We start from the raw sequence: 12,247 nt of genomic DNA on the forward strand, positions 1-12,247 counted from the left end.
GCGAGGAAAAGTGGCCGAATGCCGATTGCCTTTAGTCTCCCCCAGCCAATTGGGCCGCATTCACTTCTAGCGCCGAGGATCTGCCCGTGGGGGTGGCACCAAAGTGCAGGCAAATACGATGAGCAGATTGCAAAAACTGAACTTGCGCTCGCCCTTCACACGATCAGTAAGCTGAATTTGATGTCGGATGATGCTGCTCATGAAGGTCCCAGCAGGGGCAGACGACCGGGCCATAGCGGGGAGTGTAGGAATCAGGACGGTCTGGAATCCTTGGTCACGTCTGGTGATCGGGGGCAAGGACGCGCGGCTCGCATTCCATCTGGTGATCTTCTGCTGTTACATGAAAGGAAATGACCCGCGTGAGTTCGCGTGGCGATGCAAGGGCGGGTAGCTCGCCAAGCAATACTGCCCGAGTCGTTGCGCTGGATGGATCCTCGCGCAGAACCTCACCGACGCTGTGTACCCACGGCTTGAATTCCTCTGTGAGCGGCTCGTCCGTTGCAGACCGCCAGCCGTTCAACTCTCCCCTCGGTGAATAAGCCGTTGATCTTTCGCCAGGCACTTTGCGCCCGCCTCCGGCCGCCGCGCGATGAGACAACGGCCGCGGCTTCCCGGTCGGTCGGCGCCTTCGCAATGGTGCGCGGAATCGGCTTTGGAGCGAATTCCGGGTCAACGGATCGAGCTCTTATCACCAGAAACGAGCTCCGGTTCGCGAGCGGAGTTGCGCTCGCCTTGTCCATGCGGGCGGTTTGCAATCGAAGCAAGCCGGTGTACAGGCGTGATCGCGACATAGTCCTCGGCGGCGAATGGGCGCCGAGGACTGGGGCCATCAGCGAACTTCAGAACGGCCCCTAAGCATCTGCAGTTTGGAGCCTCGTAACAGTGAAGCCCTTAGTTGAGCTTGTAAGACGCCTGGAAGAACGTACCCCACCGTTCCATGCTGTAGTTCGCAAATCCTAGCGAGCCGCAGCCGTTTCCGCAGTCCGCGGAGTCCGCTTCCTTTTTCGTCCACATGGCCCAATAGCGGCCTCCAACGCCTAGGCTGATATTGTTGGTGACAAAGTAGGACAGAAGGCCTTCAACCTGGACGCCGCCGCCACCATTGCCGTGTTGCTCACTAAAGGTGGTCTTTTTGCGCAAGAGATGATTATCGCGGCCCTTGAAGTCGGTCCAGGGCAGGTAAGCGATGTCCGCATTCAGGCGCCAGCGCTCGGTCAGCATAGTTTCGGCGCTCAAGCCGATTCGAGGCGCATTCCATTGAGTATCTTGGCTGCCAACGATCCTATCGTCGCTCGGCTTGATACGACAAAAGTCCTGCGGATTTGTGAGCGGAACGCAACCCCTCGAGTCTGAGCTCTGGCTGTAATAGGCCCAGCCTATAAATCCGCCGATCTTGTAGTTCGTACTGCGCAGGACATCGTAACCGGCGTCGGCCGTGTAATATGCAAATCGCCCGTTTGACTCACCTGAACGAGTATTTAGGTAGGGGTATCCCTCGTGGGGCAGCCAATCTTCATCGTTCGATTTCCCTTTGTTGAAGAACCCGATACCAAGGCTACTCTTCAAGAACACTCCCCAGGGACTGTCGACACGGCCGAATACCTCCCCCGAAAGTCCGTCCAGTGCATGATAAGTGAGCCTGGAAATCAGTATGCTGGGGTCTTCAGGCCAGCCATACGGGACTGCGCTTTGATCCCACTGGAATCTTCCCCGGCTCAGCCAGAGCCGCGAGCCCCCTTCGAACGACCAACCGGACGTGTAGGGAATGGGTGGTACGCTGCCGGCTGATCTCGCATGCAGCGGCGAATCGGACTTTGGTGCGGCTTCTGGGTCCGCACCAAAGTGGTAGTTCAGACCAATTTTCCCAATGTGATAGTTGCTGGACAGGCTGGTCGTGCTCGCCGGCAAAATCGTAGACGGAGATAACTTCGCGGTCGAAGCGGTCGCGACGCTCGGCCCGCCAAAATGCAGATAGTCATACTCGACGTTCACCGACCATGAAGGCGTAAGGGCTTGCTCCACACCGAGCCCGATGACGCCACCAACTTGGCCATAGTCGAAATGGGTTTTCTCCTGTGGCAGGTCGCCCCCTTCAAAGTTGTTGACGATGTCGCCTCGATTATTTTGCCAGGCTGCACCTGCCTTGAGATAGGCAAGCGTTTGCCCGAGCGAGCCGAAGGCGTAACCGATGCGACCGGTCCCGGTCGCAAAGAGGTTCGGAGCTGCGTTGCAGTTTGCGCTTACAATCAAGTCTGAGGCTGCGAGGCAGGTGTTTGAGCCGCTCGCGACAGCTGCGCTGGCATCCAGTTCGAGGCCGTACACCCAACTATTGTTCTGCCAATTGTAGCCGATTTGGCCACCTGCGACGAAGGAGGGAATATCGACGACGTCGCCGTAGATCGGTGGGCCGAACGGATTGGTGAAAGAGGTTCGACCGTACCCGCCGCCTACATGCCCGCCAATGTAGCCTCCGGACCAGTTCCACACCGACGGTGGCAGGGCTTCTCGCCCGAGGTTCGCCATAGATGTACCCGTTGTGGCGATCGCCATGGTCGCAGCCCCCAAAAAGAGAACTCTTGATCGCATAAAGATTGCCCTGAACTTTCCCGAGTTGTAGTCGCGCTCGCTAAGTATCGCCGCACGGCAAATCGTCGGAGCACCAGGCCCCCAATAACGAGCCGGGGCCGCTCCGAAGATCACCGCACGACGATTGGTGATGACGTCCTCAACGTAGCAAGCCGCGTGCCGGAGCAATTCCTTTGTTCTGCAGGAGCTTACTAAGAGCGTGCCGCGTCAACTTCCCTACATTGGGTGGAAGGCGGACGAACGAGTGTCGAGGTTCGCTGCATTGCGGAGCTAGCGTCCAAGGCACGTGCATGTGCCGGAACTTTGTGGTCTGCCCGGTGAGCACAAGCTGGTTCAGCTTGGATGAGCCGTGAGATTTCAAGCCTAGTGTTCTTTTCACTCCGCGAGCTGCCTGATGGCAACCAGCCGGCCGTTGCAAGTTCAGCTCGTACTAGGGTCTGTACCTAAATAGCGCCACGTGATTCTCTTGCCTACGTGTTGATTCGGGGGCGAGAGAATGCGCGCTGGTTTGTTTTGGCTGAACGACAGGCAATGGGCGCGTATCGAACCGCATCTGCCGAGGGGACTGACGGGGCCGGATCGGGACGACGACCGACGCATCGTCAGCGGCATCATTCACATGCTGCAATCGGGTGCACGATGGCGTGATTGTCCACGTGAATACGGCCCTTACACGACGATCTACAATCGCTTCAATCGCTGGGCCAAGCGAGGACGATGGTGCGCAATCTTCGAAGCGCTGGCCAAGCCTGGCGAAGACGGCGTCGTACTGTCGCTCGACTCGACCTCGATTAAAGCTCACCGGTGTGCCTCCGGCGGAAAAGGGGGGAGCACAATCAAGCAATCGGCCGCTCGCGCGGAGGCCGCACGACAAAAATCCATGCGCTGAGCGATCCGCTCTGCCGGCCGGTCGTCCTGCATCTGACTCCAGGCCAGGATGCCGATATCGCTGCGGCTCCCGATGTCCTGGCGCTCGCGCCACCCATGAGCGTGCTCCTCGCCGACAAAGGGTATGATGGCGACAAGCTTCGCGGCGCAATCATTCGTCGTGGCGCCAAGCCCGTAATCCCCAATAAATCTAACCGTGTCGTCATCCATCGCTTCAACAAACGCGCCTACAAAGGACGAAATGTCATCGAACGCTGCTTTGGCAGGCTTAAGGACTTCCGGCGCATCGCCACGCGATATGACAAGCTCGCCCGTAATTTTTTGGCCGCTGTTCATCTCGCCGCTCTCGTCGCATATTGGCTCAATTGAGTCTGGACCCTAGTTTTTGGGAGCGTGAGTACGCCAGGAAGCTAGGAGTCGTGCTCGGACCGCTTTAGGATCGACGCGCCCATTGTCTTGCGGCTTTCGTCCCTCGCGGCATCCTTGAGCGCGTAATGCTAGTTGATCGGCAAGATCGGATGGACCTCGGCCGACGAAATCGATCACACGATAGTCGCTGATCTCTTATCTAAACAGGTCCTGATATGGCAGTATGTAGGATCGTGACCAGATGGGACGGATGCTCTCTGCATTGCGCGAAGCTAAATCGGAGGCGCAAAGATCGAGCCGCGATAAGCCCTCATCAAGTGCGTTTGTAACAGCACATCTGCTACTCTGACATCAAGCGGCACAATCGGCCTATCCTAAAGGTAATATCAGGATCGGTGCCCGGGCCATCTCAGGAAATATCGAGGATCAAGACTCAAAAGTCAGTGCGAGAACGGGCACATCCGCGGAGATCCGGCGTTGGGTAAGCTCTAGAGATGCAATGAAGTCCGCCTCGAGGAGATACCTCATCGAAAGCGCTCCCGCGACGGTGCGCCAAGGAGCTCTGCGCGCCAAGGGATGTCTGTCGAACAAGGCTCCGCTCGCAAAATCTTCTTGCTCGGTAAGGCAGCTAGAAAATTGGCCGAGTCGGTCGATGGCCACAACGAGTTGCCGAAAGTCTTGCCGGCGTAATTCGCCAACGGATCAAGTCGTCAGACCGCGAACTTGAATCCACCGTCGCCTAGCCCGTTGGGGCATCAAGATTCATGGATGGTTCTTCATTCCACGATACGTCACACCGTGGATCGAAAAATAAGTAATTGCAGGTCAGTTCTTCACCGGGTTGTACGTCACGGGCTGTGAAAACTCGGCGGTCGTCTTGGTATGTGTTTGGGCGGCTGCTGTGGTTCATGAAGCGGGCATTGTCAGCATTGTACTCGATAACACCATCGTAAGCCTTGTAGTCTCTTGGATAGGCATGCTTATCAAGTAGCGCTTGGAATGTTGGAGCTAGGGCTTCGTATTGTTCAGGCGTCACCGTGATGTCAACGATTGGGTTGTGAATCCAGATCAACGAACCTTTGGGCAAACGAGTCGCGGAGAAAAGTCCAATACCGCCAAACCTGTCTGGCTTCAAAATTGTGTCGACGATCAGCATTGAAGAAGTCTCCCGGAGTTACTACCCAGCAAACTAACTGACGTGAGCTGCGAAATCTGCTGCACGAATTGGTAGGCTCGTTTATCCGCGCCTCCATCACAATTTATGTCTTCTCCAGGCGTATTGGGCCGCCTGCTGCGGATCGCCTCCAGCGACAAGGCCGTGAGCTGGGAGGGCTGCAAGTCAGTCGCATTCCGAGCAAAGATCCGTGTCGATTATAGCGGCGAGCTCGTGTCGCACGATCATGACCTGTTACCAGCGCGACGGCGCGCTCGATGCTCTCGCGGCCCGGCAAGCCGCCGACAAGCCCTTCATCGCAGCTTCAAGAGCCGCCCGCGGGTGAATGCGTCAGTGCGTGCCCAGGCAACTGTGGATGTGGAGCAGATATTGCAGGCAAAGTGCGCGGGAGGCCGGCACTCGACTGCCGATTTCGCTGCACAACCGCCTCGAGGCAATCAACGTGATCACGCCGTAGTTAGCAAGAAAACGGAGGTAGAAGTTCGGCCCAACGAGGAGTTGCTAAGCGATGATGCTGGCAAGTCATCGACGCGAGCAGCGGACATCTGTGCTGCCCAGAACCGCGCCAACCTCGCAGGAGCAGCCGGAGCAAGCTATGGTCCAATAACAAGTCCAATTCCGGAACTATCTGGACGGGCTCCATGCGTTTGAGATGTCCCTCGGCGTCTACATTCGTGGGTGATGGATGAGCCGAAGGTCATCGGAGCCTCCGGGTCCGAAAAGGGCGGTGTAGCGCTCACCATGAATGTCGTATTGTTTTGTCGGATGCGCTTCGTCCGGCAGAAGGCCCCACTGGCCGAGTTTCGCCCGCATCGTGTCCGGCGCGGGTTGGGTGCCGTGCAAAAAAGTCTCGGGAACGGAGAATGATGCAGCGTAAATCTCGCGGGCCGCGGGGTACGTCCTCTGAGCCCTGGAGGACGCCGGAGCGGCTTGCTCAATCGACCGTCCAAAAAGCGATCGGGCGGTTCGATCCGTTGGCTGCAGGCTGGGCGGCAGAACGTTTTCCGGTCGAGATCCGAATTGAATGGTTGAGCCTGGCGGATTGAGTGGGGTGCTTCGCCTCATCGCCCCCGCAGGCACGAACAGCGCCGTGTAACGGTCATTGTGAACGATAAAACTGGTAGGTCGGCTGTCCTGGCTCGGCGGGACGTTGCTGCGCTCGTGCGCAGCGGACGCGTGCTGGTCGCCGTGCTGCGCGTTGAACGGACCAACGGCCGCTTCTGAGTCCAGGGCTTGGTGATGACCCTCGTTTGGTTCGAGAGATGACGATGGGCGAGCGTTATCCACCATGGCCCACAGCAGATCCTGATCGTAGACTTCCTCAGGAAGGACGAACCGGCTGCTGGCCAGAAGCGGTGCGCCGGCGTCTTCAATTAACTCGCGACCGGTTGAATTGCCGGGCTCGGTGCGCTGGCGCGCAGTGGCATTTTCTTCCGCCAGGCTTAGTGTCCTCTGCCTCTTCGTAGGTTGGCCGGTGTAATCCTCATCCACAACGACTTCGTGACCTGAGCTGGAAGCGACCGAGGCTAGCTCGTTTGCAGCCGGCCGGTAGGCGCCGCTCCAGCTGAAGTAACGAACGGCTTCTTCGGGATCCGGTGCCAGACCACCCGGGGCTGGCCGGTTGAGAGACGATGCTAGGATCGCTTCGCGTATCGGCTCTTGCCACGGATCCTGATCGTGACCTTGCGCAGTCAGTTCCTCCGGCCCACCCTGCGGCGCGCGATGCTGCGCAGCGGCGTCCTCGCGTCTGGTGACTGCGTGTTCGGGATGAGGACGGTCCGTGCTCTGGTGCTCAAGTCCCAATGCCTGGGCCAGTCTAAGGCCTTCTTCAGACAGATGAGGGTAGTAGGGATCATGAAAAACGGGATTCTCTGCGATTGTCGAGGTATCAAGCTGGGGCACTTCATCCAAGTAAGGCTCAAACTCCGCTTGCTGCTGTTGCGGTGCCGCGGCGTGGTCACGGTCGAGTGGGTTGATGCGGTTAAAAGGGTCCATGTCGACTCTCCGGTGGTTTGAGTCGGCTCGCAATGCCGATCCAATCGTGTCACTGTCTCACTCTATTAGGATCAGCTGTCGACAAGCTGACGTGCTTAGAGACTAACCGGAGTGCGATCTCAGCTCAGTCATTTCGCCGCAATCGCGACTGGTGACGAAGCCGAGCAGGCGGCATCGTTTTTGCCTGTTTGGGACGGGCTCAAATACTGTCGGCACTCTGACGCCGCGATGATCTCGGCAACTGATTGTGGCTCTTCGGTCATCCCAACGTCTCACGCTTGCTCAGCTTGCACAATCTAATACGGTTGGTGGCCGACAACGGTTCCTGGCTCGCATGTTCGTGTGCCGTACCGCGGCGGATGCTCTCGCTCGGATTGTGGTTCTCTGCTGGTGCTCGGCCGGCAAGACACAGAAAGCCAATAGGCTTTATATCGGCGATCCTTGTCCGGTAATCGCGGCCACGCACATATTTGGTGCGCTCGCAGTAAAGATGTCGAGTGCATGCTCCGCGACCGCGCCGGCTGGGCGCCGTTGAGACCCTCCATGGCCTTCTTCTTGCCGCTCAGAACCAGCTCGGGCTCTCTTTGATCGCCGGCGGACTTGTGCTGCGGCGCACGTATTTGCCCCGCGATCGATTGTTCAGGCCCCAAAAATCGCTAATAGCAAAAGATTCGCCGCATCCTTTCCAGCAGGGCCGATCGTGCCTCCTGAAATCGCGAGTCAACATACGGCCCGGCTAAGCAGGGGATCAAAGCTCCTGGTCGCCGCGCTCGGCTGGCAAAATCAAGTACGTGAAGCGGATCCAACCGGCGAGAGTCGCGCGCCCGGTCCTCACCTTGGGCCCGGCCGCCTCGATTGCGCCGATAGCTTTTGCGGTGTTGCGCGGCCATCCTTGGCCGCTTCATCTCGCCGGCGTCTCTGGAACGATTCCGTCGCGGCACCGGGCGAGCAGAACACGCGCTCTGTTGCGCAGAATTTGTAGCACGCATGATCAACCGCAGGCGGCTGAGCGAAGGGCAGGATGTTGATAGTCTCATTCTGGCCATATCGCCTCGTCGAGAAGTTCTCGCAAATTCACCATCCGCGTTGCTCCGCTGCTTCCCTAAGCGCGTCATCAGCCAGATTCCTGCATAGCTCCCGCTTTGTTCGTATTCACCCGGTCCCGTTCAAGACCTCGATGTGCAGAGCCCGACAGCACATTGCAATTGAATCGATCTGAGATCGCAAAGAGATGATTGTCTGAACCAAGCGCGCGAGTCCTGGCATGTCGATTGCTGGGAAGTGCTTGCTACACCATGCACTGAACTAGACGCAAAGGCCGAGTCAGATCCAACTTGCCGTCGAAACCAATTCTCTAGCTTAGAAGCGGCGCTGCTAACTGCCGCTCCGCCCAACGGAGCCAAGTCATGCTGAGCGACACATCCAAATTCTTCGCCTCCATTCGCATCAACAAGCAGGAAGCGCAGGAGGAGCGCCGGACCGCGGTGCGATGCGAATGGCCTGATTGCCAGAACAAGGCAACCCATCCCGCGCCAAAGGGCCGCCACAATGCGCGCGAATATTGGCACTTCTGCATCGAGCATGCTCGCGAATACAATCAGTCCTACAATTTCTTCTCCGGGATGGACGCCGAAGCGATCGCGCGCTACCAGAATGACGCGCTGACGGGCCATCGTCCAACTTGGAAAATCGGCGAGCCCATCAGCGCCCGCAAGATGACCGGCAGCCCGGCCCATTCCGAGGACGACTGCGATGCTTTTTGCATGCTCGCTGAGCTGAAGGGACGCGCCCGCGCGGAGGCCAGGCCTGAGACGCGCAAGCTTTTCAATGCCAAGCGGAAAGCGTTGCAGGTGATGGGCCTGAATGTCGATGCGACGCTCGGAGATATCAAGGCGAGGTACAGGGCGATGGTCAAGAGGCACCACCCCGATGCCAATGGCGGCGACCGCTCTACGGAGCAGCGCCTGGTCGAGATCATCAAGGCCTACCATTACCTGAAGACCGTGGTGCGGGAGAGCTAACCCGGACACGACTTGAACGGCTTCACCTCACCCGCCATTCCATAGCCCTTCATCGTGTGAAGGCTGCACCCGAGCTGGCGTGTAACCCGCTTCAGACCCTAGGCCCGAGAGGCGCAACATTTCCGCCACGCCACAAGGAGTTCTATCAACCTGCTCCCGGACCGATCAACAACGAGCCTTTGTTTCTTTCCTCGTTCATTCGCTCTCTCCTCGGGTTTGCAAGGAGGGGGCAAGTCTTCACGACGCCGATGGGAAGTTCGCAAAGGCGAGCCACAGCGAAAGTTCGAAAGTGCCGTCCTCGACTGCTCGAAAAGCAGAGCCACACTAAACTGCTGCTCCGCTGCCCGCAGGAAGGTTGGTACTGGACTTGCCTCGCGCGTTAAGATGGCACTCAGGGAGTGCCATTCGCGCCCCGTCAATGCAGGTGAGACGGCAGGCCTTTAATCACGCTCTTGATCTATATCAAATTCTGTGTCGCGCATGAGACGTTGTCGCATGTTCGACGTATGTCACATCCGCTCAACCAGAGGAGACCATCTTTCTGCGAGTGCCCCTATTATGGGGGCAAGTTCTCCGATCGGCGAGTGGTGCGAGAATTGCTGTGCGCATCGGTGGTTCTTGGAAAGTCCTGAGGATCGCATGCACGCTGTCGTCCTCGTCAAGCAGCCATTTGTTGATGTCCGCGGGTGGTGGCCCAAAATGCGCAAGCACCTGAGGGCGCTGGACCCGTCCGGGTGTGGTGTGCCGAGCTGCGAACAGTTCCATGCCGACCTCGCTCCTTTGCGGTGGCGCTCGAGATGCCGGCATGTTCTTACGAGAAGTGCTGACCGTGTCCGCCGCAATCGTTGCATGATTTGCCAGCCGTTCTTTCGAGAGACTGGGGCACTGGCACCTCGGAGAGCAGCCCGACCGGTCAGCAGCGAACAAAGTCAGCTTCGCTTTGGCTCGACCTGCCAGCGTGCGTCAAGTCGCTCCGATTATCTTCTCGGAGCGTGCTGGGACCGTGTGAAACAGTTCTGGGCCGGCGCTTTCCTTTCGCGCGCGAGCTTTCAGCTGCAAGAAGCAAAGCCAACATCTGTGTAAGCAAACGGAAATAGAAAATGGATGACCAGTCGCACGGCAAAATGCCACTCGCTTCAAGCAGACGGGAAAGTCGCGGGCCCGACCTATTCAGCTTCATCGAGTGCGCTATACAGACAAGATCAATCGCAGCGCTGTTCGATCTTCTTGTGAATTTCGCGAGCAATGAAGGCTTTGATAAAGTCGCCTACGGAGCACTCTCCTGCTCCAATGAGCGTCGTTTGCCAGAGTATCTACCGCCCCCGCCAACTATAAATTTCCCGTCTGATTGGTGCCAACGCTATGCTGAACAAGAATATCAAGCGATCGACCCGGTGGTCCGGCGGACAGCAATGCTGCCAAGGCCCTTTCTTTGGGATGAACTAACCAGTCGATATGAACTGCAGCCCCGTGAGCTGCGCGTCTTACGCGAGGCCAAAGAAGCAGGCCTTAAGCATGGCATGAGCGTGCCATTGTTTGGATCGCAAGGCCGATCGGCTTTCGTATCGTTTGCATCTCCTTTCGATGATGCCGATCCACAGGATCGCATGGCTCATCTCACGACATTGGCGTCGGCGTTTCACAACGCTGTCGCGCAGATTACACCGCCGCTTGATGAGAGTTGCGAGACAGACATTCCGCTAACACCGCGAGAAACAGAGTGCCTATACTGGGTCGCAGAGGGGAAGTCAGCCTGGGTAATCGGGCAACTTGTTAACGTCACTGATAATACCGTCAATTTCCACATGAAGAACGTCATCAGAAAGCTAGGGGCGGCAAACCGGACAAATGCTGTAGCCAAAGCAACCCGGCGCGGCATCATTTAGCTCCGTACGCCTTCAAAGGAACGATCAAGGACCCTGCGTCGGCGGGCTCTTCCTTTGCGATTCATCTGCTGCGGTCGGGATAGCCGATCTCTAGTGGATTCAACGATGTACTTCAACGGAATTGGCTCAAACCAGATGACGGGGCAAGCGCATCCGGCGCGCGTGTCCGGTGTTTATCAGTGGCTGGCGTGGACCTAGGGGCGTCGGCGCTTCATGCAAGTCTCGCTGCGTCAGACTCGCCTGAGGCTGGATTTCCTAGTTCGGACAATGCAGGTCCTAGGCGGTAAATCGCATGCTTTGTCATACCGACCACGCGATCCCGGCGCTATTGATATGAAGTTCCATCCGTTTCAGATCGAGGATGTCGATCTGTTTGCCAGGAATCGCGCTGTTATAGGTTTTTGCAAGTAAGTGTTGCTAAACAGGCTGCTCAACGCAATGAACGGGTTGAAGCAACAATGACAACATCTTCATTCTCGCCACCAACCGTCTCGAGGCTCTCGAGGCTGCGCCAGCCGGCCGTCCCGGCCATATCAATCAGGCAACTGAGGTGCCGCTGCTCGATGCGACCGCCCGCGAAAGCTGGTTCGTCCCTATGGCAGGGGCTTGCCGCTGGACGAAGCCGTGATCGCTGAAGCCAGGCCCTTCACCTGAGCGGCAGCGCGGCCCTTATCGAGAAGTTGATGCTTCGCGTTGTGCAATCGAGGCTTGCCAGCTGCGGCAATGTCGGCGCGATTTCCACTAACATGAAGCTACCTGCCCGTGCGCAGCGAGTTCAATCGCGATGCGCATTGCATTGTGGCTATGGTGCGCGCCCCACAACTAGGCGCGTCCCAAGTTACCTATCGAAGGATTTGTGGTGAGGGGTCTCCAGCCGTCGACCTTGCGCATGTTGATCTGGCCGGGGGTGAGCAGGCCAGGACGGCATTGCCGCGGCGGCCGCTGATGGCAAACGGTCTTGATCTTGATCCGTCGCTCGAACTCCTCACGCGGCCGCTCAATTGCGTCGGTAGCCGGAATAAGATGTCGCGGCGCCAACTTCCGCTGCGGTGTTCTACAGCGCGGTGTATGGTGCTACCATCGGCGCAGAGGCAGCGGGAGCGCGAATGGCAGGTACGACGACGCGGGCGATGAGCCGGGGTTCGGCTCGGGAGCTTGCCTCTGCGACCCGGTGAGTTGTACCAAGAGCGCGAATTCTTCTTGTCGTTTCGCCGCAGCTCAGATGCCACTGAGGCGAGTGATTGGGGTCGGCATCCCACCGAAGCTTCGGAGAGGTGTTGTTTGGGGAGGCGGCAGGCTTCACCGGCAGCACCGATATGGCGAGGAGT

Annotated in this window: 6 protein-coding genes; 3 read left to right on the plus strand and 3 right to left on the minus strand. The window is 58.0% G+C overall.

The annotated features are described in order from the left end of the window. Positions 1 to 891: 891 nt before the first annotated feature. Entirely contained in the window at positions 892 to 2,550 is a 1,659-nt protein-coding gene (locus AB7008_RS07875; protein ID WP_224517533.1) for an outer membrane beta-barrel protein, read from the minus strand. Positions 2,551 to 3,082: 532 nt separating this feature from the next. Between AB7008_RS07875 and AB7008_RS07880 the strand changes: the two genes are divergently transcribed. After that, positions 3,083 to 3,843 (plus strand): IS5 family transposase gene (locus tag AB7008_RS07880; RefSeq protein WP_236842183.1). Its coding sequence is split into 2 segments (ribosomal slippage): positions 3,083 to 3,422 and positions 3,422 to 3,843, totalling 762 coding nucleotides; the frame shifts between segments, so codons are not numbered across the junction. 739 nt (positions 3,844 to 4,582) lie between these two features. Here AB7008_RS07880 and AB7008_RS07885 read toward each other — a convergent pair. Together AB7008_RS07885 and AB7008_RS07890 are read right to left on the minus strand one after the other, a co-directional pair. Further along, positions 4,583 to 4,999 (minus strand): SET domain-containing protein, encoded by a 417-nt coding sequence (locus AB7008_RS07885; protein WP_011084680.1) that lies wholly within the window; start codon positions 4,997 to 4,999, stop codon positions 4,583 to 4,585. A 684-nt stretch (positions 5,000 to 5,683) separates the two neighbouring features. Beyond that, positions 5,684 to 7,012 (minus strand): hypothetical protein, encoded by a 1,329-nt coding sequence (locus AB7008_RS07890; protein WP_011084682.1) that lies wholly within the window; start codon positions 7,010 to 7,012, stop codon positions 5,684 to 5,686. A gap of 1,406 nt (positions 7,013 to 8,418) precedes the next feature. On the opposite strand from AB7008_RS07890, the gene AB7008_RS07895 reads away from it, so the two are divergent. Both AB7008_RS07895 and AB7008_RS07900 read left to right on the plus strand, forming a co-directional pair. Next, on the plus strand, positions 8,419 to 9,033 hold the full coding sequence (locus tag AB7008_RS07895; RefSeq protein WP_011084684.1) for a J domain-containing protein: 615 nt from the start codon (positions 8,419 to 8,421) through the stop codon (positions 9,031 to 9,033). A 1,100-nt stretch (positions 9,034 to 10,133) separates the two neighbouring features. Continuing rightward, positions 10,134 to 10,919: a helix-turn-helix transcriptional regulator gene (locus AB7008_RS07900; RefSeq protein ID WP_018645272.1), complete on the plus strand. Its 786-nt coding sequence runs from the start codon at positions 10,134 to 10,136 to the stop codon at positions 10,917 to 10,919. The last annotated feature ends 1,328 nt before the right edge of the window (positions 10,920 to 12,247 follow it).

Source organism: Bradyrhizobium sp. 521_C7_N1_3 (assembly GCF_052075975.1).
In the GTDB taxonomy this organism is placed as follows: Bacteria; Pseudomonadota; Alphaproteobacteria; order Rhizobiales; family Xanthobacteraceae; genus Bradyrhizobium; species Bradyrhizobium japonicum.